The 22,270-nt window shown below is 59.3% G+C and carries 21 protein-coding genes and 1 tRNA gene; 3 read left to right on the top strand and 19 right to left on the bottom strand.

Annotated features, from left to right (window positions below):
• Position 1 precedes the first annotated feature (1 nt).
• A complete protein-coding gene (locus SF06_RS03720) occupies positions 2 to 541 on the top strand; it encodes a DUF3833 domain-containing protein (protein WP_039560028.1) in 540 nt (179 codons plus the stop codon).
• Positions 542 to 567: 26 nt separating this feature from the next.
• On the opposite strand, the gene SF06_RS03715 is transcribed toward SF06_RS03720, so the two are convergent.
• From SF06_RS03715 to SF06_RS03685, 7 genes are all read right to left on the bottom strand, one after another.
• Positions 568 to 1,008 carry a GNAT family N-acetyltransferase gene (locus tag SF06_RS03715; protein ID WP_039560026.1) on the bottom strand — a complete coding sequence of 147 codons (441 nt, stop codon included), beginning with the start codon at positions 1,006 to 1,008 and terminating at the stop codon, positions 568 to 570.
• An 80-nt stretch (positions 1,009 to 1,088) separates the two neighbouring features.
• Positions 1,089 to 2,699, bottom strand: a complete 1,611-nt coding sequence (locus tag SF06_RS03710; protein WP_039560025.1) for an ABC-F family ATP-binding cassette domain-containing protein — start codon at positions 2,697 to 2,699, stop codon at positions 1,089 to 1,091.
• Positions 2,700 to 2,932: 233 nt separating this feature from the next.
• Complete coding sequence (locus SF06_RS17915; protein ID WP_076380917.1) at positions 2,933 to 3,331, bottom strand: GFA family protein; 399 nt, start codon at positions 3,329 to 3,331, stop codon at positions 2,933 to 2,935.
• A gap of 18 nt (positions 3,332 to 3,349) precedes the next feature.
• On the bottom strand, positions 3,350 to 3,721 hold the full coding sequence (locus tag SF06_RS03700; protein ID WP_027590858.1) for a hypothetical protein: 372 nt from the start codon (positions 3,719 to 3,721) through the stop codon (positions 3,350 to 3,352).
• A gap of 259 nt (positions 3,722 to 3,980) precedes the next feature.
• Positions 3,981 to 4,931 (bottom strand): glycosyltransferase family 2 protein, encoded by a 951-nt coding sequence (locus tag SF06_RS03695; protein ID WP_052199698.1) that lies wholly within the window; start codon positions 4,929 to 4,931, stop codon positions 3,981 to 3,983.
• Positions 4,928 to 5,869, bottom strand: coding sequence for an ATP-grasp fold amidoligase family protein (locus SF06_RS03690; RefSeq protein ID WP_169745296.1), 942 nt, complete (start codon positions 5,867 to 5,869; stop codon positions 4,928 to 4,930). Before SF06_RS03690 ends, SF06_RS03695 begins: the two co-directional genes overlap by 4 nt.
• Positions 5,869 to 7,185: a lipopolysaccharide biosynthesis protein gene (locus SF06_RS03685; RefSeq protein ID WP_037009134.1), complete on the bottom strand. Its 1,317-nt coding sequence runs from the start codon at positions 7,183 to 7,185 to the stop codon at positions 5,869 to 5,871. The genes SF06_RS03690 and SF06_RS03685 overlap by 1 nt, the downstream gene beginning before the upstream one ends.
• Positions 7,186 to 8,015: 830 nt before the next feature.
• Between SF06_RS03685 and SF06_RS03680 the strand changes: the two genes are divergently transcribed.
• Both SF06_RS03680 and SF06_RS18245 read left to right on the top strand, forming a co-directional pair.
• Positions 8,016 to 9,014, top strand: a complete 999-nt coding sequence (locus SF06_RS03680) for an AAA family ATPase (RefSeq protein ID WP_169745295.1) — start codon at positions 8,016 to 8,018, stop codon at positions 9,012 to 9,014.
• Between the two features lie 855 nt (positions 9,015 to 9,869).
• Positions 9,870 to 13,214 (top strand): VPA1262 family protein, encoded by a 3,345-nt coding sequence (locus SF06_RS18245; RefSeq protein ID WP_139326741.1) that lies wholly within the window; start codon positions 9,870 to 9,872, stop codon positions 13,212 to 13,214.
• 491 nt (positions 13,215 to 13,705) lie between these two features.
• On the opposite strand, the gene SF06_RS18240 is transcribed toward SF06_RS18245, so the two are convergent.
• The 12 genes from SF06_RS18240 to SF06_RS03625 all read right to left on the bottom strand — a co-directional run bounded on the left by SF06_RS18240 (position 13,706) and on the right by SF06_RS03625 (position 22,143).
• Complete coding sequence (locus SF06_RS18240; protein WP_139326742.1) at positions 13,706 to 14,521, bottom strand: hypothetical protein; 816 nt, start codon at positions 14,519 to 14,521, stop codon at positions 13,706 to 13,708.
• A gap of 88 nt (positions 14,522 to 14,609) precedes the next feature.
• Positions 14,610 to 15,062 (bottom strand): hypothetical protein, encoded by a 453-nt coding sequence (locus tag SF06_RS18235; RefSeq protein ID WP_139326743.1) that lies wholly within the window; start codon positions 15,060 to 15,062, stop codon positions 14,610 to 14,612.
• 87 nt (positions 15,063 to 15,149) lie between these two features.
• Positions 15,150 to 16,445: a tyrosine-type recombinase/integrase gene (locus tag SF06_RS03670; protein WP_039560021.1), complete on the bottom strand. Its 1,296-nt coding sequence runs from the start codon at positions 16,443 to 16,445 to the stop codon at positions 15,150 to 15,152.
• Between the two features lie 165 nt (positions 16,446 to 16,610).
• Positions 16,611 to 16,685, bottom strand: a tRNA-Arg gene (locus SF06_RS03665).
• Between the two features lie 65 nt (positions 16,686 to 16,750).
• On the bottom strand, positions 16,751 to 17,887 hold the full coding sequence (gene flhB / locus SF06_RS03660; RefSeq protein WP_027590860.1) for a flagellar biosynthesis protein FlhB: 1,137 nt from the start codon (positions 17,885 to 17,887) through the stop codon (positions 16,751 to 16,753).
• A 3-nt stretch (positions 17,888 to 17,890) separates the two neighbouring features.
• Positions 17,891 to 18,667, bottom strand: a complete 777-nt coding sequence (gene fliR, locus SF06_RS03655; protein ID WP_027590861.1) for a flagellar biosynthetic protein FliR — start codon at positions 18,665 to 18,667, stop codon at positions 17,891 to 17,893.
• A gap of 6 nt (positions 18,668 to 18,673) precedes the next feature.
• Complete coding sequence (gene fliQ / locus SF06_RS03650; RefSeq protein WP_027590862.1) at positions 18,674 to 18,943, bottom strand: flagellar biosynthesis protein FliQ; 270 nt, start codon at positions 18,941 to 18,943, stop codon at positions 18,674 to 18,676.
• Positions 18,944 to 18,945: 2 nt separating this feature from the next.
• The gene (gene fliP / locus SF06_RS03645; RefSeq protein ID WP_027590863.1) at positions 18,946 to 19,716 is read right to left on the bottom strand and encodes a flagellar type III secretion system pore protein FliP; all 771 of its coding nucleotides are present in this window, start codon (positions 19,714 to 19,716) and stop codon (positions 18,946 to 18,948) included.
• A gap of 31 nt (positions 19,717 to 19,747) precedes the next feature.
• On the bottom strand, positions 19,748 to 20,170 hold the full coding sequence (fliO, locus tag SF06_RS03640; RefSeq protein WP_027590864.1) for a flagellar biosynthetic protein FliO: 423 nt from the start codon (positions 20,168 to 20,170) through the stop codon (positions 19,748 to 19,750).
• Entirely contained in the window at positions 20,170 to 20,604 is a 435-nt protein-coding gene (fliN, locus tag SF06_RS03635; RefSeq protein ID WP_027590865.1) for a flagellar motor switch protein FliN, read from the bottom strand. Before fliN ends, fliO begins: the two co-directional genes overlap by 1 nt.
• Positions 20,605 to 20,676: 72 nt before the next feature.
• Positions 20,677 to 21,645 carry a flagellar motor switch protein FliM gene (fliM, locus tag SF06_RS03630; protein ID WP_039560020.1) on the bottom strand — a complete coding sequence of 323 codons (969 nt, stop codon included), beginning with the start codon at positions 21,643 to 21,645 and terminating at the stop codon, positions 20,677 to 20,679.
• Between the two features lie 9 nt (positions 21,646 to 21,654).
• On the bottom strand, positions 21,655 to 22,143 hold the full coding sequence (locus tag SF06_RS03625; RefSeq protein ID WP_027590867.1) for a flagellar basal body-associated FliL family protein: 489 nt from the start codon (positions 22,141 to 22,143) through the stop codon (positions 21,655 to 21,657).
• Between the last annotated feature and the right edge of the window lie 127 nt (positions 22,144 to 22,270).

Below are 22,270 nucleotides of genomic sequence, written 5' to 3'. Positions count from 1 at the left end.
CATGTTCAAGCGCCTTGCCCTGCTGTTGTCCCTTGCCGTCGCCCTGGCCGGCTGCGCCGTGGAGGTGGACCACTACCGCGACCAGACCCCGCCCCTCGACCTGCGCCAGTACTTCACCGGCCGGGTGGACGCCTGGGGCATGTTCCAGAAACGCTCGGGCGAGGTGGTCAAGCGTTTCAGCGTGGCGATCAACGGCTACTCGCGCGGCGAGCAGCTGATCCTCGAAGAGGACTTCACCTTCAGCGACGGCAGCACCGACCGCCGCGTGTGGACCTTCACCCCGGACGGCCCCGATCACTGGCGCGGCACCGCCCACGACGTGGTCGGCGAAGGCCACCTGCAGGTCGCCGGCAACGCCCTGCGCCTGCGCTACACCCTGCGCCTGCCGGTGGGCGACAGCGTCTACGACGTGAAGCTGGACGACTGGATGTACCTGATCGACGAACACACCCTGGCCAATCGCTCGTTCATGACCAAGTTCGGCGTCGAGGTCGGGCAGATCACGCTGTTCTTCCGCAAGCGCGGGGCGGAGGGGGCATAGCGGATTGGCCGCGCAGCCTGGCCGGCTTACACGGCAAGAAAATAGCTGTAGAACCCCTCCTCCCGCCGATAACCCAGCGCCTCGTACAGCCGCTGGGCGTTGAGGTTGTCCACTGCCGTCTGCAAACCGAGGCCCTTGGCGCCGGTCGCCTGCGCATGGGCCCTGGCCCGTTCCAGCAATGCGCTGCCCACTCCCTGCCCGCGGCAGGACGGAACCACGTACAGGTCGTTGAGAATCCAGGTGCGCCGCGCCGAGACCGACGAGAAGCTCGGGTACAGTTGGGTGAAGCCCACGGGCTCGCCGTCTTGCAGGGCGAGGAAGATTACCGACTCGCGGTTGGCCACCCGCTCGGCGATGAAGGCCTGGGCCAGCGCCGGATCGCTGGGCTGCCGGTAGAAGACCCGGTACTGGTCGAACAACGGGGCCACAAGCCCCACTTCGTTTGGGGTGACGCTGATGATGTGCATGCTGGGTCTCGTATGCGCTGATGCAAAGGGAGGCAGCTAGCTTATGCGGTTTACGCAGCGGTAACCTCCCCGGCTCCGCTTCACCAGAACCCCAGCACCCAGCCCTGCTCGGTGGCTTCCAGGCGATGGGTCAGCGCCAGCCCTTCCAGGAAAACCTCATCGTGGGAAACGACCAGCAGCGCACCGGCGTAGCCGCGCAGCATGGCTTCCAGCGCCTGCGTCGAGGCCAGGTCCAGATGGTTGCTCGGCTCATCGAGCAGCAGCAGCTGCGCCGCCGGTTCGGCGTACAACGCGCAGGCCAACGCCGCCTTCAGGCGTTCCCCGCCGCTGAGCGTCCCGCTGGGCATCGTCACCCGCTGCGCATCCAGGCCAAGCTGCGCCAGCCACATGCGCAGTGCGCTTTCGCTGGCCACGCGGTTGGCCGAACGCAGCTGATCGAGCACCGGGCGTTGCGGGTCGAGGGTGGCCAGCCGCTGATCCAGATAAACCCTCTGCGCCGCGATCTTGCAGCTTCCTGCCAGGGGTTCGAGCTGCCCGGCGAGTACCTTGAGCAGCGTGGACTTGCCACAACCGTTGGGCCCCAACACACCGATCCGCTGCAGTCCGGTGATCGTCAGGCTGATGTGACGGGTGGCGGCCGCAACGAACGGCAGCGTTACCGTATCCAACTCCGCCACCCGCCGTTGCGCCGCCTGGGGGACCGGCACGGCATGCAGCACGACGACCGTCTCGTCCTCCACCTGCCGCGCGGCCTCGCGCACACGCTGGGCAAGCTGTTCTCGGGCGGCCGCCTGCTGCTGGCGCAGCTTGCCCGCCGACGCTTCGCTGCGTTCCTTCTGGCGATCCAGCAGGATCTTCGCCTGGTTGGCTTCCCTGCCCTGCCGGTTGCCGCGAGCCTGACGGCGTTCCTGGCGTTCGCGCTGTTCGCGCAAGGTCTGTTCCTCACGGCGGCGCTGCGTCTTGGCCTGCTCAAGGCTTTCAATTGCGCTCTGGCGCTCCCGGGCCTTGGCCTGGGCGTAGAAGTCGTAGTTGCCGCCGTAGCTGCGCAGGCCTAGCGCTGACAGCTCCACGATGTGCTGCATCGCGTTCAGCAGCTCCCGGTCATGGCTGACCACCAGCAAACCGCGCGACCAGCGCTGCAACTGCCCGATCAGCGCCTGCCGGTTTGGCCGATCCAGGTGGTTGCTGGGCTCGTCGAGGATCAGGAAGTCCGCCTCCGAGAGCAGCGCACCGATCAGCGCGACGCGCATGGCCTCGCCGCCGCTGAGCGCGGTGGCGGGCGTCGCAGCGTCCAGATAGCCGAGGCCATTGCGCTCCAGCTCGTGCCGCAATCGCTCACGCACATCCCAGCGCTCGCCCACCGCCTCGAAATCCTCGGCCGCGCAACTGCCCGTCTCGATGCGCGCCAGGGCCTCCAGTGTTTCCCGCATACCGACCAGATCGGCCACCGTGGCCTCCGGTGCCGCCACCTGCTGAGCCAGATAATGCACGCGACCGGAAGCCACACAGCGCCCGGCGCTGGGCTGCAACTGGCCGGCCAGGATGCGCGCCAGGACCGTCTTGCCCACGCCATTGCGTCCGACCAACCCCGTCGGGCGGGCGTCGAACTGTTCGCACAGATTGGAGAAGAGCGTTCTGCCGTCCGGCAGAACGTGGGAAACGCTTTCCAGCGCAAGAAAGGGACTCGTCATGCGACCTCCGGAGATGCCAGGAACGGGGCGGTTCAACGGCCGTCCTGTCGACGGCGGCATCAATGGCGCATGGGAGCAATACCTCGAAGAGTGAATGTGGCGAGATTCTAGGAGCCCGTATCACACATGCCAAGACAGCCCGGCGAGGCGCAGCACCGCAGCCGTTCAGGCGCTGCCGGGACCGCCGGCGCTGGTACCGGCGCGGAACTCGCTGGCGTCAGGTGGTGCCGCCGCTAACGGCCGGGTTGCCAAGCTTCATGGACAGCTACCTCATCGACATCCTGCAACCAGGGCACGCCATGCGAGCACCAGATATGCGCCAGCGGACGCAGACCGGGATCTTCATCCAGGGTGGCCACCCGGAGAATCACCTGTGCCTGACCTGGGCGCTCGGCCACCAGATGGGTCCCACAGTTCGAGCAGAAATGCCGGAGCTTGCCAGGCGATGACTCATAGGCCTTCAACGCGTCCTCGCCCTTCGTCCAGCGAAAGTGCTCACGATTCACTCCTGCGGTCGATACAAACCGTGCCGCATGCGCCTTGCGACACGTTCGGCAGTGGCAGTGCATGATCGGCTTGTCCAACTGATCGACTTCGTACTCGATTGCACCGCATAGACAACCGCCCCTCATTCGGTCCTCCTGGTCGCGCTACTGCGCGACATCCTCGATGTACCGGCTCGCATAAACCAGGAAGTAGGCGGCAAACACTCCCACCAGGAAATCCTTGCCCATCGCGACGCCGTTGAACTCGGGCGCCAGCAGCCGGGACACCACACCGTAAAGCCCGGAGATCACCAGCACGGCGCACCATACCTGCACCAACAGACGAACCTTGCGGTGGTTGCCGACGATCAGCCACAGCAATGCGCCCTGAACGATCACCGGCACCAGAGAACTCATCACGCCAACCAGCAACGCCAGGGAGTTGAGCAGAAACAGCACGCCCAGAAAGGCCATCAGTGACCCTTTATAAGCGGCACTGGTGAAGCGGACGGCGGTGACCTTGGGTGCGGATTTCATGCGTGCTCCAATAACGACAACGGATGGGAAAAAGCTGCCATCCAGTGTGCCTTGGGCACTTCCCAGCGCCTAGCGCGACGAATGGCGGAGGTCGCGCCGCGAGGCAGCGCCGCGACAGGCCGGTCGTCCGTTTCAGTGGGGGAGCAGCGCTCTTAGCGAAATGAGCAGGTTCTTCCGAAGGAACCAGCTCGCCCAGCATGTTCCCAGCCCCGGCCAAATGTCGGGCGCCTAATATCAGTTGTCCGGCATTCCCCCTGACTCAATAGAACAGGCTTTTTTTGAAGCGCAGGGTGAGCTGGCTGAGTTTCTCGGCGCCCCTGACACCAAACAGGCGGTGATTGATTTTATACAAGGTCGGCCAGAACAGTTTCAGGTCGCTTATCGACAGTTGCCTGGCCAGATCGAAACACTCGCTCGCCAAGTCTTCCCGCCCTTCCCGCAGGGCCTCACGGCCTATATCCCACAGGCGTGCAGCAAACGCCGCACGGCTTTTTGCCGAGGCATGTTGCTCTACCGAATGCAGCGTCATCAGCATCTTCTGCTTTTCATATTCCAGGCGACTGGGGGACTTTCTCCTTTTGATACTGATGCGATCTTCCGAGAAATGCACACGGTGCATATATATTTCCTGGGGGTGATAGACGAACTGGGTGCCCAAGGCAGCAAGACGGACGTGCAGATTCCATTCCTGGCCACTCTTGAACCTGACATCGAATCCGCCAACCTTATCCAGCAGGTTTTTTCTATGCAGCGGTGTAGACGTCATGAGATTGGCCATGACCAACTGCGCCAACTGCTCGCTGTCTTGCTGTATGACAACATTGCTGACAGTTTTTACTGCGCCTTCTCGCAGGATGCTGTAGTCACCATACACGATGGAAATTGAATTCAGCCGCTGGATCGCATCCACTTGTGAGCGTATAGCGCCTGGATGCAGAAAATCGTCTGCATCCAGAAACTTTATATACGTCCCCCTTGCCGCGCCCAGTGCCTGGTTGCGTGCAGCGCAAGCGCCCTGGTTAGACTGCGTGATAACTTTTATATTCTTATATTTGGAAAGCGCTTCCAGAGTTCCGTCGCTGGATCCATCGTCCACCACGATGACTTCGAGTTTTCCATATTCCTGCGAGAGCACACTTTCCACACAGGGGGAAACATATCGCTCCGCATTGAATGCCGGGATCAAAATCGAAACCAGAGGATCTTTCATGGGCTTATTTTTATTCGACATTCACATGAACACTCGTCCCGGAGCGCGGTCCCTTGATGCAAAGGCGGCAGCCTGGGTTTTTCCGGCCATCCAAACTGCCTACCCAGCCACTCATCCCATTCCGCCGGTTCAAAGCGATACGAGCCCGCGGCTGGGGTGAAAGTGAGCTCGCCGATGTAAACCCTCCCTTGATGAATATAGAAATCGACCCGCAGATAGCCAAAGGGAGCCGCGAGGTGCTTTGCAATACGCAACATTTCCTCGAGCCATGGAGGCCTGGCAACGGGTTCGGCGCTGGCATTTTTACCCCTGCGCAGAAACGAGGCCACGCTCCAGTCCTCCAGATAGAGGCCTTGCGTGGGATTTGCCAAACGCCCGTGTATATGCTGTATGAAAACAAAAGGCTCAGCCCCGTCACCCGGATTGAAAACATTGAATTTGTAGTCGTCCGGCGGTTGGCCGTCGGTGAGCAGCGGCTGTTCAAAGAGAATCGCTGGCTTGATGTCTCTGTAATGCTTTTCTCGGTAGCGCGTCGAAAAGTCCGAGGCGAGCCAATGCCTGGCCAGACGGGCCAGCGTCTCCGGATTTTCCTGGTCCTTGCAATGAACGATTTTCACCTGGCCAGCACTGTGATTGGCCTTCATGACAAATGCCGTTGGCAATCCTTCGAACGTTTCGGCGCAAACGTCTTCGCAAACGAGATATACCGGCACCAGATACTGCTCGCCCACCGTCGCAGCGAGATAATTCCTCACCGCAAACTTGTCCGCCAGATAAGAATAGGCAGGGTGCGGATAGCGCATCCTGTGGAATATCTTTTCGGAGAAATATCGAGGATTTTGAAAATCACACAAGCGCCCGTGGTGCTGCCAATAGCGGGCGCGATAGAAAATGCAATCCGGCGAATGCTCGATAAGCCTGTTCAGCAGTCGACCCATCATCCCGTTGCACCTTGCACGAGTCCGCCGGCTGCGGATTTCCTGGAGCAGGCCATGATCGTGGCGCTGATCAGCAGCACGTTCATGATCGCCCCTGCCAGGCTGAAGGCAGCCACAGCAACCCGGTCGCTCTCAAACACGAAGAAGCCGACATAGATCGCCACGACCCGAATGACCACGAGCGCGATCTCATAGAGCAGGAAAGATTTCTGCAACGACAACGCCGCGATGGCCGCGACACTGGGCCGATTGATGAATCCAAAGAACAGCCAGCAAGCCAGCCATTGGCCGTACTCCCCAGCAACCCGCCATTCGCTGCCAAACACCAGTGCGAACAACCAGGGACCCAGCAACACCACCAGCAGGAAAGGACAGACCCCGACCACAGCCAGCGCTGCGGTTGCCTTGTATATCAGCCCCGCAAGCGGCTTGCCCGCATGGGCGGCCTCGGTGAACTTCGGATAGAAGACATCGCTGACCGATTTGCCAATCAGCATGGAAGGTACCGCCATGACGGTTCTGGCCAAGGTGTAGAAACCCGCCGACGCCGGTCCGAACAGGCTGGCCAGCAGCACGATGGGCAAACTTTGCGACAGCGCGTTCAGCAGGACTTGCGGCGCTCGGAACAATGGAAAGTCGGCATGGATACGAGCGCAGCCCAACAGCTCCGTCAGTGTTGTTCTGCCGCCTGAACGGCCCGAGAACAGCCCCGCCCCGGCTGCGAGCATCGCGGCATGCAGCACGCGCCCCGCGACGGCCAGGCCCACCAGCACACCGGCCCCTGCGTAGAAAACGCCGAGGCCCGCCTTACCCACATTCAGCAGTAGTGACTGAATGATCGCCACACGCGCCGTGACCGAGAACTTGCCCTTGCGAATAAGCCATTGCTCAGCCACCTGCATGCAGGCGGCGAAGAACATGGCCACGGGAATCAACATCAGGAAATCGGCGATGGCCTGCAAGCCGAGTGACCCGGCCAGTTGCTCCGCCGAGAAAAACAAGGCGAGCGCAACCAGCACCGTGACGCTCAAGGCCAGCAATACCGACAACTTGGCAATCGCCAGCGCGTCCTCATCCTTCTTGGGGAGCACAATCGCAATGGGATAGGTGAGTGCGGCTATCGGGGCCAGAACATTCAGGAGAGCCATGAACGCCCCCAGCTGCCCAAATGACTCGGGCCCGTACAGGCGGGTGATCACCGGCGCAAAGGCGATGGTGATCGCCTGGGCAGTTGCGGTCCCGGTGACCACAGCCAACACATTGCGCACGAAGGGGCGCCGGCTCAGCTCGATAAGGGTGTTAGACACAGTGCGCATGCGTCAGTCCAGGTTCAGGGTTTTGCCAGAGACTGCTGCACTTCTGATTCGAAAGCCTTCCATCGGACTGCGGCACGCGGGGGTTTGTTCTGAGGAAGCCGAACCGCCTGGTCTATGAGCCCCGGTGATCAATTTCTGGAAGCGACTGGAAAACTGAAGCCCATAAGTTCGCTTTTTTGCTTGAAAGCAGCGATTTAGAGCGGTTGAGCGGAAGTCGGTGGAAGTCAGCGGAAGAGCTGATGGCGTCCCCTGCTCTAATCGAACCAAGTCGTTCGGGGCTGTCTAGAACGGGCATTTGAGGCTTCGGCCGGGGACTCACCGTACCCCTAACCATATCCTCAACACTCGGAGGTTGATCGAACCCAAAGTGTTGGCCGCCTGACTGGCCTTCGCAAGCGCTCGGTGGAATGGGCGACAAGCGGACCTTTCCCGTCACAGCAGACAATTTTCCACAACGAGTAAATGGCCGATCCGTCCGGCCCCTCTTTAGAGGGGCCGGACGGATCGGCCATTTTTCTGGCTACTCGAAACGCTCGGCCATGCTGACTGGTTTTTACCGTCGTACTTCGCTGTGGAACAGCATGGACGCCAGCAAAAAAGCGCGAACTTCCATTTCGATTTAACCCGCGCCAAAGCACACACTTGCTCGCTACCTTGCGGCCACTTTCGGCAACAAGGAGCGTTCCGCCATGACCAACCACGTTCACGGCATGAATCCGTCCCCTCCTGGGGATTCGACCATCAAGCAGGCAAAGCGGGTTAACCAGGTGGGAGCGGGACCAGCGAACGGTGCACGATCGATCCGCTTCGTGGCCGCCAGCAAGTTACCCGTGAACCCCATCGACTGGCTGGTAGCCGATTACATTGAGCAAAACACCCTGGCGGTGTTGTACGGCGGTCCCGGCAAGGGTAAGTCGTTCTTTGCCATCGATCTCGCCTGCTGCGTCGCCACCGGCACGCCGTTCCACGGGCAGGCGGTGCGCCAGGGAGCGGTGTTCTATATCGCCGGCGAGGGGCATCAGGGCCTGGCCCGTCGCTTGCGCGCCTGGTCGATGCATCATCGCGTGAGCCTGGACGACGAGCCCCTGTATGTCTCCTGCGGGCCGGTTGACATGGCCAATCCGATGCACGCCGCCGAGGTGGAGGAGATCCTTCACGAATTATCCGAGCAGAGCGGCCACGATCCTTCGCTGATCGTGATCGACACCCTGTCGCGCAACTTCAGCGGCGACGAGAACAGTGCGGCGGACATTGGCCGGTTCGTGCGCCGGGCGGACCTGCTGCGCAACCCCTGGAAGGCCACGACAGTGATCGTCCATCACAGCGGCAAGGACAGTGAACGCGGGGCTCGCGGTTCCTCGGTGCTCAAGGGAGCGGTGGATGCCGAGTACGAGCTGACCCGCAACGTCGACCGCCTGATTACCCTCAGCACTCGCAAGATGAAGGATGCTCCAGAGCCGGCTCCGCAGAGCTTCCAATTGGTTGCGGTGCCGATCATCGATGACCAGGGCGGACCGCTCAGCAGTGCGGTGATGCAACGTGCCGACGCCACTCTCGAAGCGGAGCCCGCACTACCGGCACTCGGCAAGAACCAGCAGCAACTGCTGGCCGTGCTGGCGGAGTACCACCGGGAGATTGCCGAGCGGCTGGCCTCCCAGGGGCGCGGCGACAAGGCGGTGCTGATCCCGCTGGAGGACTGGCAGCAGCGCTGCAAGGACCAGGGCATCGCCCGCAATCGCTTCCACGAGGCCAAGGAGACGCTGATCAGCCGTGGGCTGGTGCGCTGCGACTGGCCGCACGTGTTCCTGGTTGACCCGCCCACGCTTTAGCGTTGCCGCCAACACCCGCTATCCCTTCCCTTCCTGCACACCCTCCTGTGAGCCCGTCCGAAATGACCGTTCCCCTGCCGGGGAGCGGCCACTTCGGACGGCCCTTGCCTGTTTGCCGGCTGGCTTGATGACCGGCTTCCTCACATTTCCCGCCTCGGGATGGTTAGTGTTTTCTGGGTTTGAGGCCCCAGCGGCCCTGTGAGGTGTCCATGCGCTGGACAGGCGAGCGTTTGTCCAGCCTCCTGAATCTCCCACGGGAGACGGCGGTGGAGGCCGCCCCGGCTGACGATGCCGTGGCCTGGGGATGCACGCTGGAGAAATTGCAGGATCGTTTCGGACCGCGTACCTGACCGGGCGTCACCCAGTTGCTCCGGGGAGCATCGGCGGTTCTGGCGAGCCAGCAAAAGGCGGCAATGTCGCTTTGTCACGTCAATTGTCGCGGGATCGAGCATCGCAAAGCGGCGTGAGCCGTGGCGTTCAGAGGAGTTTTCGCCGCCGTCTCTGTGTAAAGGAACACAGAGACGGCGGTTCGTGCATGGGCGCCAGCAAGCGCTAGGAGAAGGACCGGCAATCGCCGGTGGATTGAACAGGCATCCCTCGCCGAATGGGTACGGCAAGCGTGCGAGCCGCCGGACGCTGAATCGCACTTGGTGTGAACCACCGCACGAGCGGCGCAGCCTTGAAGGTTCGGGCTGCCTGGGAACGCCGGATGGGTACGGCGCTTTCGCATGGAGGAATAAAGCAGTGGCGGGCTGATGGGTCAAGGGCAGCAAAGGCCAATGTCGTTAGTCGATGTCTACGAAGGGATGATCCCATGAGACGACTTAGGTGCGCGGGTTACAATCTTGCGAGGATATGCCTAGCCACAGAATCAGCATCGAAGGACGTTCTGAAATAAAAATGGCGGACTTAAAGAATCTAATGGAAGACACTAGGCTTGGCCGATTATTTGCCAAGCCTGGACGCGCCTGTGCTCTACAAATTTGGATTGTGCAGATCCAAACCGAAGATGGCCTAGAAAATAGATTTGTCTACGGCCGTCTCCTTCCGTACAGCTTTTCCTCAGGAGTTTGGAGTGCATCCAGCGACGATAGGTTTGAGGTTGTTGGTGATTTCCACGCTCGGGTGATTCGCGCCAATCTCTACATCGAAAGTGATCGCTCAGGTGAACTGCTTAACCGGCTTGTAAAAGGAGAGACCATTAAGGAAATCAGTAGCGCGCTTGGCCTGATGCTTTCGAAATCGCTCGAAGAGAGAATTGGGGCTTTCAAATTGAGCGATAGCTATGCCTGTCGCCCAGCGGCATTACTATTTAATCGCGATGCGCATGAGCATTCCAGCCTACAAAGTCCCCACGCCAGCGCTTCGGCGTTTAGTGCCGCTATTGCTAACCTGAATAAAGAACGTCTATTCACAACAGCACGAGGCCTTGACCAAGATATAGCGCGCTTCCTAATTAAACGAATGGGTTCTGACACCGGCCTGGATTTTGCCGTCAAAGACGCGACACGATTTGGCGATTTGGAGTTACTGGTCTTCCCAACCTTGGACGACCATGAAAGAGAACTCTTGGATGTATATTGGGCAGATGGTCGCAGGAAAATTTTTATCGAACTAAATCTAGCGCAACTACCAGATTTTGTTAGGTTCTTCGTCCACGCCAAAATAATGAACGATGGGCATTGCATATTCTCAGAAATAATGTCAGTCGATAAAGTAGCAATAGATCACATAGAGTGCATGCTTGAAATACCGAATAATTATGGGGAAATAGTCGATTCGGCACATATCGAGATACATGGAATGAGGAGCGGAGCCAGCGCAGCCATATTGTGCTGCAAATGGAAGAGCTATTATATCCGGGAAATATCAATGTCAGGACACTCTCTAGTAGGATCGAGCCCAGAAGTTAAGTTGGATTGGCTGGACTATTCACTAAAGAAAAAGCTAAGAGGGGCGCCTCGGGTAAAGGCGGCACAAACTGTCAATCGTGGTGATAGTGGATTTATCTCGGTCGTTGGAGGGAGACAGGCAGACCCTTGGGTTGTAGCCAATAAAAAAATAACAGAGTTACTTAGTGTTTTACATCCGCCGAAATCCGAGGCACGCTTCCTCGAGCGCCTAAGCGAGGGCGACGGTACCGAGCGACTACAATTTGTGGAGTGGATAAAACAGCAGTTCGCAAAGCATCGGGAGCATCAAATAATCTTCTTCGACCCTTACTTTGAAGATGCTGGAGTAGGTTTATTTTTCACTAATGCGTCAGAAAAGGGGGAATATGTTGTCTTCACCACAGCTCCGCCGACAACACCATTAACTCAAAATCAGAAAGCCGTGCCTGGCTATATTCCTGATCCCAGCCGCATCGACAATCTTCTAGCAAGTTGCAAGCAGCTACAAGGTTTGGCGCAACGGATTGATTTGAGAATTTTCGGAGTCAAGCCGGGAGCTTTACATGATCGCTACATGCTCATTGCAGATCGGCGCGGCCTTCCCGTCGCAGGCTTCAACCTTTCGAATTCGATTCAGAAGGCAAACGAAGATCACCCCTTACTTATAACCAAAATTCCTATGGATGTATTACATGAAGTCTTCAAGTATGCTGCAAAATTGATATCAAGAGCCACTATCGGGACAAGCAAGGATAACCAGTACATAGAGCCTATTTTTGACTCTAAAACACAAGAACAGCCCACCCCAAAACGAGGCGACCGATTAAGCTTTTTAAACTGGGAATGGACAGGAAAAGTCCTAGCAACTTGGACTGGAGACGATTCGCTTCTGGGGTTGTATGGCGAGGAGCTGCGTGCTCGTCTTAAACAACTGAACCTACTTGACGGCGACTATTTACGACTTCCTAAAACTCCAGGAATTGATGCATGTATCAACGCTCTGAGCACAGGGGCAGACTATTGTCAAAAGCATTGGGAGATCGTGGCAGAGATCCTCGCACATACACCTTATGGGGATTCCTTGTGGAGTGCTGCTGACAGGCAGAAAGGTGCATTCCTTGACTTACTTGAAGGCTCGCTTCACGGCGCATTCTCGCGGATTAGCGACGTAGCGCCCGATACTTCTTTTGAAACAATTAATCCATATTTATTTCAGCAAGATCTGGAAATTTTCCTTCGTGGACCATATTCCCACGAAAACTTCCGCTATCGAATTAAGTACCAAGCACTGACATGGGCAGATGTGTTCGCGATAAGGGCTTTGTGGCGTGCCGAACCAGATAAATTAGTAAACCTGTCGGAGCATTATTCAAGCACACTCGACAAAGTAGAGCACCACCAAGATGCCATTAAGCTATCCCTTTTGAGTCAGATTGTTGGGGAGGTTTCTCTCACAATTGCTTTCGGGATTACCGATGAGCAGCAAAAGAGTCTGCTGCGAAGCACAAATGGACTCCTTAAATGGATTGGGTTGGCCAGCCTAAAAGACACTTGCAAGAATGAAGATAGTGCGAAGCAGGCAGTGGCACATCTGGCATCGTTTGATCAACAAACCCGCACTCGAATGTTGTGCTGGCTATTAAGTGGTCTGGCACGGGAGCCAGGAGGCGGCGAATCAGTCGGTATTATTCAGCAGGCGCTATATGAAACGCTGCCACCAAAGCTAGCCAAGAACGAAGCGGAGTTCCTTGTGGATAGCCTGAGAGGTCACATGCGCGAGCTAGGCTGGTCTGAGCCATGGTTATTTTCGGAGGTAATTACGCCACTCTTGGAAAAAAACCGATTGACACCGGAAGCGCTATCCAGCACATGGATGAAGGAGTTGTACTCGTACCTCGACGAGAAGCTACTCTGCAAGACCGTTAATTTCAACCGCTCGCGCGAAGGACGTATTACCGAAGTAGCAGCGTTTCTCCTTGCAAGAAGTTTTTTCGAGACTCAAGACGAAGAAATTAATGCTCTGCTGAAAATACTGAATAAAGCACGCGTCAATGTGCAGCAACCGTTAGCCAGTACGATGAATTGGAACAAGTGGGATTGTTCGTTGGAAGTCGCAATTTGGATATACGCATTTTGCAAGCATGTCGAGCACTACATGGATGATTCTGAAAAATTGCCTAGCCATTTTTTTGAATTGTGCAAGCTATCGAGGGACGTCGCGATGGTCCGCGCCCTGAAGGAATGGCGTAACAATGGAGTAGAGCGGGGAGCGCTTGTGGCATTTATTGAGGAAGTTGGAGCTATTTGAGTGGCTGGAGGACAACAGCAGGTCAATGGTTCGTGCACTTTTCAGTGCTGGGCGAAGATTAAAATCTTTGGGTCGATAGCAACCATAACCGTGGATCGCAATCCAGGTACGAAACCGGGTACATGCTTGAAAGCTTTTGGCGAAGCGTCAGTAAACATGCGGCCTAAAGACGAGGACTTTCGGTCTAACGTGTAAGGAGCCACAGAGACGGCGGTTCGTGCAAGAGCGCCAGCAAGCGCTGGGAGAAGGACCGGCAATCGCCGGTGGATTGAACAGGCATCTTTCGCCGAATGGCTACGGCAAGCGTGCGAGCCGCCGGGTGCTGAATCGCACTTGGAAGAACCACCGCTCGCAGCCTTGAAGGTTCGGGCTACCTGGGAACGCCGTATGGGTACGGCGGTTTCGCATGGAGGAATAAAGCATTGGCGGAACGGAGGGTCAAGGCGGCTACGAGCCAAAGCGGACATCAATTTGGCCAATGCTCTTAACTATTATCTCTCTGCCCTTCGCTTGGGCTTTTGCCGCTTGGAGTCTGGCCAGTGCAAATCGGGGCGGGTTGGGAAACTAACTCTGTCAAAGCTGAGAAGGGCCGGATTTACTGGCGCTAAACCGAGGTACTTACCCAGTTGCTCTGGCGTCAGGATTCTCGTATTCAAAGACTGCACAGGCTCGGTGTTACTCTGTGCCTGCAGGGTCTTCAGCAGCTTAAAATCCATTGTTAGGAAGCAAAACATTTCGTTGACCTCGGCTGTTCTGATGTGCCAAGCGTCCTGTGAGTTTTTTGGCCCCAGCTGAGAGGCCAGTGATTGAAAGAGGGGGTCGGTTGATTTTTTTAACCGTTCTTCACGCATTTTCTCAACACTGGGGAGACCCCAGCAAGATGGTCCTATCTGCATATCAGGCACTTCGTCAATCAGCGGAATCTCGACATCGTCGAAAAGATCAAGATCAAAGTAACCGTACCCATCAAACCGACCAGCAGGCTGATAAAATCTTTCAATCCAGAGCTCCCCTGAGCTCATCAGAGATAACTTACCAATCCGGGCCAGATGAGCGATTCCCGGAAGATACTGGATGTTCCTATACTCCCGCGATTCGTCATTTGGCGCACGCACTGGAATTCTGGCGCTATATCCTGTATCAATTTCATGCACACCCCAATTGGCCTTTCCAGTGGAGATCCAAGCCGTCTCATGACTTATTGCATGAAAGAGGACAGTATTATCTACGAGTACTCGTAACGGTGGCTTTCTAGAGAAACGTGCCTGTGCAACAAGCGTAGACGCGCTGACAAAAGCGCGAGCCATTCGTGATCCGTACCGGGAAAGCGCCATTCGCACCAGCGCCGGAAGATAATTTTGCATTGCCTAGCAGTTTCCAATTCTTGGAGTCGAATTAAGCGGAGGTGCTTTTTCTTTGAGAGTCTTGCCGACTCGAATTTTCAGCCTTACCTTCTTTTTCGGGAAGAAAAATTCTGTACCCCCAAGCCAAACATGCAAATGACCATAAAGGGGATAAAGTGATCTCTGGCTCAGACTGCCCAATATTATGGAGAGGAAGAACTCCTACCGTTAATAAGCAAACACCAAATATTGGCAAAATCCACTGCCACACAAACTCACCAAAATATGATAAACCGCAATCAATTGCCTCAATTATTACTGCCACAGCCACCACTTGGAAAATAAATGCACAATAATAACCAGGCAGATAGAAAAACGATGATTTTTCCGGCAACCCCCATATATCAACAACTCCAAACTCCACATAAACCGCCGCCGCAGCCAATGGCCAAAGCAATATTTGAGCTAACTTCTTCAGGCTGTCTAAGTCTTGAATACTGAACATGAATCTCTCCATTGCACTTTCCGTTGCCATCACGCTCAAACCACTTTCCATCGTCGCACAAATGCGTGCCGCCCGCTCACCCACGCCTCAACCGCACGACCGTCCGCCTTGTCGCCTTGCAAAGTCATACGGCGACACCTGCCCACCACGATTGGCATCCAGGTAATTGCTCCACCAATCCATGATCAGCCGGCGTTGCTCGATGAACTCGGCCTTGTGGATGTAGGCGGCGCGGACGCTGTTGCGTTCACGGTGACTCATCTGCCGCTCGATGGCTTCGGGCGACCACAAGCCTGACTCAACCAGGGCACTGCAGGCCATGGTACGAAAGCCGTGGCCGCAGAGTTCGGTGCGGGTGTCGTAGCCCATGATGCGCAGGGCCTTGTTGATGGTGTTTTCCGACATGGGCCGGCTGGCTTCCCGCTCGCCGGGAAACAGCAGCGTCTGACGCCCGCTGATGGCCTTCAGGCGCTTGAGCAGCGCCAGTACCTGGGGCGATAGGGGTACGAGGTGAATGTCACCCACCATCTTGGTGCCTCGGGTCGAGAATCGCACACCGGGAATGGCCTTGCGGGTATCCGGGATCTCCCACAAGGCACGGTCGAAATCGATCTCATGCCAACGGGCGAAGCGCAGCTCGCTGGAGCGCACGAACATGTGCAACTTCAGGAGTACGGCGATACGGGTTATCTCGTTGCCACGGTAGGCGTCTATGCGCGCGAGCAGCTCCGGTAGCTCCTGAGGCGACAGTGCGGGGCGGTGGGTAACCTTCTGGGGTTTGACGGCGCCGACCAAGTCCAGCGCGGGATTGGAGTCGATCAATCGGGCGCGCTTGGCGTCCCGCATGATGCATTGCATGTACTGCTGGAGCCGGCGGGCCACCGTGTAGGTGCCACGCTTCTTAGCCATCTCCACCGGAACCAGCAAATCGCTGGTATCCAGCTCAGCAATGGCGCGGTGCCCGAGCACGGGGAACAGGTAGTCCCGAAGGCGGACTAGCACATCACCGGAGTACTGAGGCGTCCACTTGCGCGACATCTCCCGGTGCCAGTTGAGGGCAACCGCCTCGAAGGTGCGGCGGGCATTCTCCGCGTCCCTGCGCGTCACCAGCTTCTGCTGAATGGGATCACGCCCCTGGAGCAGAAGGAGCCGTGCTTCGTCGCGCTGCTTGCGGGCCATGGCCAGGGTGATCCCTGGGTAGTGACCGAACGACGTCAGCCCTTCCCTGCCATCGGGCTTGGTGTACTTGTATCGCCAGATGCGCGAGCCATTAACCTTGACCAACAGGTAAAGGCCATTGCCATCGAAGAGCTTGTATTCCTTGTTCAGGGGCTTGGCTGCGCGGCATTGCGCATCTGACAGAGGGGCGACTTTCCGTGCCATGGGGGTACGACCTCATTTGTCGAACCGAGCGAAATACCCCTAAACGTACCCCTATAATTTCTGGAAGCGACTGGAAAACTGAAGCCCATAAATTCGCTTTTTTGCTTGAAAGCAGCGATTTAGAGCGGTTGAGCGGCAGTCGGTGGAAGTCAGCGGAAGAGCTGATGGCGTCCCCTGCTGGAATCGAACCAGCATCTAGCCCTTAGGAGGGGCTTATTCTATCCGTTGAACTAAGGGGACTCGGGAGGGGTGCCGGGTTGCGCGGCGGGCGGAATGTTACCCAGCCGCCGGCGGTTTGTCATGCCTCAATTGTCCCGGCGCAGCTCGTCCGGAATGGGCAGGTCGGGCAGCGGGCCGGGCTTCTTGCCCTGCCCCGCCTGGTGCTGGCGGATCTGGTAGACGTAGGCCAGCACCTGGGCCACGGCCATGTAGAGTCCGGCGGGAATCTCCTGTTCCAGTTCGGTGGAGTAGTACACCGCTCGCGCCAGGGCCGGGGATTCCACCACGGTCACCTTGTGCTCGTTACCGATCTCGCGAATCTTCAGGGCGATCTGGTCGACGCCCTTGGCCAGCAGCAGCGGCGCGCCGGCCTGGGATTCGTCGTACTTGAGGGCCACGGCGAAGTGCGTCGGGTTGGTGATGATCACGTCGGCCTTGGGCACTTCGGCCATCATGCGGCGCTGGGAGATCTCGCGCTGCAGCTGGCGGATGCGCGACTTCACTTCCGGCTTGCCTTCGCTGTCCTTGTATTCGTCGCGCACTTCCTGCTTGGTCATCATCATCTTCTGGGTGTGGTCCCAGATCTGGTACGGCACGTCGATCAGGGCGATGAAGATCAGCCCCAGGGACAACCACAGCGCGCACCAGCCGACGATCAGGATGGTGTTGAGGATGGCGGCCTCCAGCGGCTGGTGGGCCAGGGCCAGGATGTCGTCCTGGTAGAGGTTGAGCACCACCAGCGCCACCGCCAGCACCACCAGGAACTTGCCGATCGCCTTGAACAGCTCCACCAGCGACGTCTTGGAGAACATGCGCTTGAGGCCGGACAAGGGGTTCATGCGGCTGAACTTGGGCATCAGCGATTCGGTGGAGAACAGGAAGCCGCCGAGCATCACCGGGCCGACGATGGAGGCCAGCAGCAGCAGGATCAGCAGCGGCAGCAAGGACATCAGCGCATGCTCGCCGGCGGTGAGCAGCAACAGGACCATGCTGTCGGTGTGGTAGAGGCTGTCGCGGCGGACGCTGAAGCTGCCGTTCATCACATCCAGGATGCCCAGCCCCAGGCTGGCGCCGAACGCCATCAGGCCGCCGGCGCCGGCCAGCATCACCACCAGGGTGTTGAGTTCCTTGGAACGGGCTATCTGACCTTTCTTGCGGGCGTCACTGAGCCGTTTCTCTGTGGGCTGTTCGCTCTTGTCCGCGCCGTTTTCGTTCTCGGCCATGGATTACCTCGCGTGCGCGAAGTCGCGCAGCAGTTGCAGGGCCTCGACGGTGAGTGCCTGGAAATGCGCCAGGATGTCGGCCTGGCTGAGCCAGAAGATGATCATGCCCATCACCAGGGTGAGCGGGAAACCGATGGCGAAGATGTTCAGCTGCGGCGCGGCGCGGGCCATGACGCCGAAGGCCATGTTGATCACCAGCAGTGCGGTGACCGCCGGCAGGGCGATCAGCACCGCGGCGCCGAGCACCCAGGTGAGCTTGCCGGCGATCTCGCGGTAGTGTTCGACCAGGAAGCCGCTGCCCACCGGCAGGGTGATGAAGCTCTCGGCCAGCACCTCGAACACCACCAGGTGGCCGTTCATGGCCAGGAACATCAGGGTCGCCATGTTGAGCAGGAACTGGCCGAGCAGCGGCACCGAAACGCCCATGGCCGGGTCCATCATCGAGGCGTAGCCCAGGCCCATCTGCATGGAGACGAACTGGCCGAGCACCACGAAGATCTGGAAGAACAGCTGCAGGAGGAAGCCGAGCACCGCGCCGATGAGGATCTGCTCAGCGATCAGCAGCATCATGCGCAGGTTAAGCGCATCCACCTCGGGCATCGGCGGCAGGTTGGGCGACAGCAGCAGGGTGATGGCAAGCGCCAGGTACAGGCGCACGCGCACCGGCACCAGGTTGCCGCCGAACACCGGCATGACCATCAGCAGTGCGCCAATGCGGAACAGCGGCAGCAGGAAGGCGCTGACCCAGCCGCCGATCTGTGCGTCGGTCAGCTCAAGCACTGCGCATCACCCAATGACAAACGGGATGTTGTGCACCAGCGTCTCGGTGTACTCCAGCCACTGGCGCACCAGCCAGGGGCCGGCCCACATCAGCGTCACCAGCATCACCATCAGGCGTGGCAGGAAGCTCAGGGTCTGCTCGTTGATCTGCGTGGCGGCCTGGAACACCGCGACGATCAGACCGGCGATCAGGCTGGGCACCACCAGGATGGCCACCGTCACGGCGGTCAGCCACAGGGCGCTGCGGAACAGGTCGACGGCGACTTCAGGGGTCATGGCTATAACGTCCCGAAACTGGCGGCCAGGGTGCCCATGATCAGGCTCCAGCCATCGATGAGCACGAACAGCATGATCTTGAACGGCAGCGAGATGATCAGCGGCGAGAGCATCATCATACCCATGGCCATCAGGATACTGGCCACCACCAGGTCGATGATCAGGAACGGGATGAAGATCATGAAGCCGATCTGGAAGGCGGTCTTCAGCTCGGAGGTGACGAACGCCGGCACCAGGATGGTCAGCGGCGTGTCGGCCGGGGTGGCGATGTCGGTGCGCTTGGACAGCCGCATGAACAGGTCCAGGTCGCTCTCACGGGTCTGCGCCAGCATGAAGTCCTTGAGCGGCACCTCGGCCCGGCTGATGGCTTCACGGGCGCCGATCTGCTCGTTCAGGTACGGCTGCAGCGCCTGCTCGTTCACCTTCTCGAACACCGGCGCCATGATGAACAGCGTGAGGAACAGCGCCAGGCCGAGCAGGATCTGGTTGGACGGCGTGGACTGCAGGCCCAGCGCCTGACGCAGGATGGAGAACACGATGATGATCCGCGTGAAGCTGGTCATCAGCATGACGAACGCCGGGATGAAGCTCAGCGCCGTCATGATCAGCAGGATCTGCAGGCTGACCGAGTACTCCTGCTCGCCGTCCGGGTTGGTGGTCAGGGTGATGGCCTTGATGCCCAACGGATCGCCGGCCGCCTGCTGCGCCATGGCCGGGCCGGCCAGCAGCCACAGCAGCACGCCCGCCAGCACCAGCCAGGCGCGGGCGGACATCAACGGGGCAAGGGCGGTCGCGTTCATCGGGTCAGTGCTCGGCGGGCGGGGTCTTGTCGCGGCCGAGCAGGTCCTGCAGGCGGCGGGCAAATTCCGGGGTGGCGGTGTTCGTGGCGGGCAGCACCACCGGCTGCTTGAGCACATGCAGCGGGGTGATGCGGCCGGCGGTGAGGCCGAGCAGCACCTGTTCCTCGCCGACCTGCACCAGCAGCAGCCGCTCGCGGGTGCCCAGCGACTGGCTGGCCAGCAGCTGGATGGCCTGGTTGCCGCGCGGCCCGGCCTGGTTCTGCATGCGCCGCAGCAGCCAGGCCAGGCCGAAGATCAGGCCGACCACCAGGCCCAGGCCGAGCACCAGCTGGACCAGCTGGTCGACCATGCCCTCGGTGGACGGTCCCGGCGTGGCGGCGACGGCTTCGCCGGCCAGCAGCAGCGGCGCCAGGATCAGGCGGCGCATCAGCGCAGCTTCCGGATGCGCTCGGTGGGGCTGATCACGTCGGTCAGGCGGATACCGAACTTCTCGTTGACCACCACCACTTCGCCGTGGGCGATCAGGGTGCCGTTGACCAGCACGTCCAGCGGCTCGCCGGCGAGGCGGTCCAGCTCGATCACCGAGCCCTGGTTGAGCTGCAGCAGGTTGCGAATGCTGATGCTGGTGTTGCCCACTTCCATGGAAATGGTCACCGGGATATCCAGGATCACGTCCAGGTTCGGGCCTTCCAGGCCGTGCACCGGCTCGCCCTTGGCCGGCGTGGGGAACTGTTCCATGGGCGCACGCGCCGGGCCTTCGGCCAGCAGCTCGTCGATCGCGTTCTGGTTGTCACCCTCTTCCAGGGCGGCGGCCCATTCGGCGGCCTGTTCCTCGGGAGACTTCGGGGTGTTGTTTGACATTGCGTGTCCTCAGCTGACTGTCTGGCCGAACGTTCCGCACGCGGCGGAAGGTCCGAGCGGAAAAGAGTTGCCTCAGCGATTGCGTTCCAGCGGCCCCATTACCTGCAGGGCCAGCATGTCCTTGTGGGAGCCGAGCTTCACTTCGAAGGTCGGCACGCCGTTGGCCTTGAGCAGCATCTGCTCAGGCAGCTCGACGGGAATCACGTCCCCGGGCTGCATGTAGAGGATGTCGCGCACGCGCAGCTGGCGACGCGCCACGATGGCGTCCAGCGGCACCTGTACGTCCAGGATGTCCTCGCGCAGGGCCTTGGACCAGCGCTCGTCCTGGTCGCCGACATCGGACTTGAAGCCGGCGTCGAGCATCTCGCGGATCGGCTCGAGCATCGAGTACGGCAGGGTCACGTGCAGGTCCCCGCCGCCGCCGTCCAGTTCGATGTGGAAGGTGGAGACCACCACCACTTCGCTGGGACTGACGATGTTGGCGATGGCCGGGTTGACCTCGGAATTGAGGTACTCGAAGTCCACCTCCATCAGCGCGTTCCAGGCTTCCTTGAGGTCGACGAACGCCTGGTCGAGCACCATGCGCACCACACGCAGCTCGGTGGGGGTGAACTCGCGGCCTTCGATCTTGGCGTGACGGCCGTCGCCGCCGAAGAAGTTGTCGACCAGCTTGAACACCAGTCGCGAATCGAGGATGAACAGCGCCACACCGCGCAGCGGGCGCATCTTCACCAGGTTGAGGCTGGTGGGCACGTACAGCGAATGCACGTACTCGCCGAACTTCATCACCTGCACGCCACCGACGGCGACGTCGGCGGAGCGACGCAGCAGGTTGAACATGCTGACGCGGGTGTAGCGGGCGAAGCGCTCGTTGACCATTTCCAGGGTTGGCATGCGACCGCGGACGATGCGGTCCTGGCTGGTCAGGTCGTAGCTCTTGACCCCGTTGGGGCTGGCGGTTTCCTCGACGGAGACGAGTCCGTCATCGACGCCGTGCAGCAGCGCGTCGATCTCATCCTGTGACAGCAGGTCTGTGGCCATGGAAGGGTCCTACTGCAAAACGAAATTGGTGAACAGCACCTGCTCGACGACCGGCTGGCCCAGCAGGTTGCGAGCGATCTCCTGGACGCGCTCGGTGGCCTGGACGCGCACCGCTTCCTTGCCGGGCGCGGTGAGCATGGCCTCGAAGCTCTGCGCGGAAAGCAGCATGACCAGCTCGTTGCGCAGCAGCGGCTGGTGCTCGCGCAGCGCATCCATGCTCTTCTTGTCGCGCCCGAGCAGGGAAACGCTCACCTGCAGGTAGCGGGCGCGGCCATTGGCGTTGTAGTTGACGACGAAGGGTTCCTTGAGCTCTTCGTACACCGCGCCGCGGTCGCGGCTCACGAACAGCGGCTTGGTATCCGGGCTGGTAGACGCGTTGGAGGAGGTAAGGACGTACCAGGTAATGCCCACCGCGGCGACCATCGCCAGCAGGAGGGTCAGCACCCCGAGAATGATGAGGAGGAGCTTCTTGTTCTCAAGCCTAAAAGACTTTGCCATGCCAAATATCCGTCACCTTGCGGCGCTACAACAGTCAAGCCAGCGATTCAGCAAGTCTTATGCCAGTCGATTGCCTGACCCGACGAGCCTCGCGGCGCTGCGCTGCTGGCAGGAGCGGCTTCAGCCC

It is taken from the genome of Pseudomonas flexibilis, from assembly GCF_000802425.1.
Taxonomy (GTDB): domain Bacteria; phylum Pseudomonadota; class Gammaproteobacteria; order Pseudomonadales; family Pseudomonadaceae; genus Serpens; species Serpens flexibilis.
This window is presented reverse-complemented; position numbering and strand designations above follow the sequence as displayed.

Bases quoted from the DNA above. Each gene is read 5' to 3' on its own strand.
- fliP (WP_027590863.1), bottom strand. From the start codon at position 19,716: ATGTCCGCCCGCGCCTGGCTGGTGCTGGCGGGCGTGCTGCTGTGGCTG.
- SF06_RS03715 (WP_039560026.1), bottom strand. From the start codon at position 1,008: ATGCACATCATCAGCGTCACCCCAAACGAAGTGGGGCTTGTGGCCCCG.
- SF06_RS18245 (WP_139326741.1), top strand. From the start codon at position 9,870: ATGCCTAGCCACAGAATCAGCATCGAAGGACGTTCTGAAATAAAAATG.
- SF06_RS03625 (WP_027590867.1), bottom strand. From the start codon at position 22,143: ATGGCAAAGTCTTTTAGGCTTGAGAACAAGAAGCTCCTCCTCATCATT.
- SF06_RS03710 (WP_039560025.1), bottom strand. From the start codon at position 2,699: ATGACGAGTCCCTTTCTTGCGCTGGAAAGCGTTTCCCACGTTCTGCCG.
- SF06_RS03670 (WP_039560021.1), bottom strand. From the start codon at position 16,445: ATGGCACGGAAAGTCGCCCCTCTGTCAGATGCGCAATGCCGCGCAGCC.
- SF06_RS03700 (WP_027590858.1), bottom strand. From the start codon at position 3,721: ATGAAATCCGCACCCAAGGTCACCGCCGTCCGCTTCACCAGTGCCGCT.
- fliO (WP_027590864.1), bottom strand. From the start codon at position 20,170: ATGCGCCGCCTGATCCTGGCGCCGCTGCTGCTGGCCGGCGAAGCCGTC.
- fliQ (WP_027590862.1), bottom strand. From the start codon at position 18,943: ATGACCCCTGAAGTCGCCGTCGACCTGTTCCGCAGCGCCCTGTGGCTG.
- SF06_RS03685 (WP_037009134.1), bottom strand. From the start codon at position 7,185: ATGCGCACTGTGTCTAACACCCTTATCGAGCTGAGCCGGCGCCCCTTC.
- fliN (WP_027590865.1), bottom strand. From the start codon at position 20,604: ATGTCAAACAACACCCCGAAGTCTCCCGAGGAACAGGCCGCCGAATGG.
- SF06_RS18240 (WP_139326742.1), bottom strand. From the start codon at position 14,521: ATGGCTCGCGCTTTTGTCAGCGCGTCTACGCTTGTTGCACAGGCACGT.
- SF06_RS03690 (WP_169745296.1), bottom strand. From the start codon at position 5,869: ATGGGTCGACTGCTGAACAGGCTTATCGAGCATTCGCCGGATTGCATT.
- SF06_RS03695 (WP_052199698.1), bottom strand. From the start codon at position 4,931: ATGAAAGATCCTCTGGTTTCGATTTTGATCCCGGCATTCAATGCGGAG.
- SF06_RS03720 (WP_039560028.1), top strand. From the start codon at position 2: ATGTTCAAGCGCCTTGCCCTGCTGTTGTCCCTTGCCGTCGCCCTGGCC.
- fliM (WP_039560020.1), bottom strand. From the start codon at position 21,645: ATGGCCACAGACCTGCTGTCACAGGATGAGATCGACGCGCTGCTGCAC.
- SF06_RS18235 (WP_139326743.1), bottom strand. From the start codon at position 15,062: ATGTTCAGTATTCAAGACTTAGACAGCCTGAAGAAGTTAGCTCAAATA.
- SF06_RS17915 (WP_076380917.1), bottom strand. From the start codon at position 3,331: ATGAGGGGCGGTTGTCTATGCGGTGCAATCGAGTACGAAGTCGATCAG.
- flhB (WP_027590860.1), bottom strand. From the start codon at position 17,887: ATGGCCGAGAACGAAAACGGCGCGGACAAGAGCGAACAGCCCACAGAG.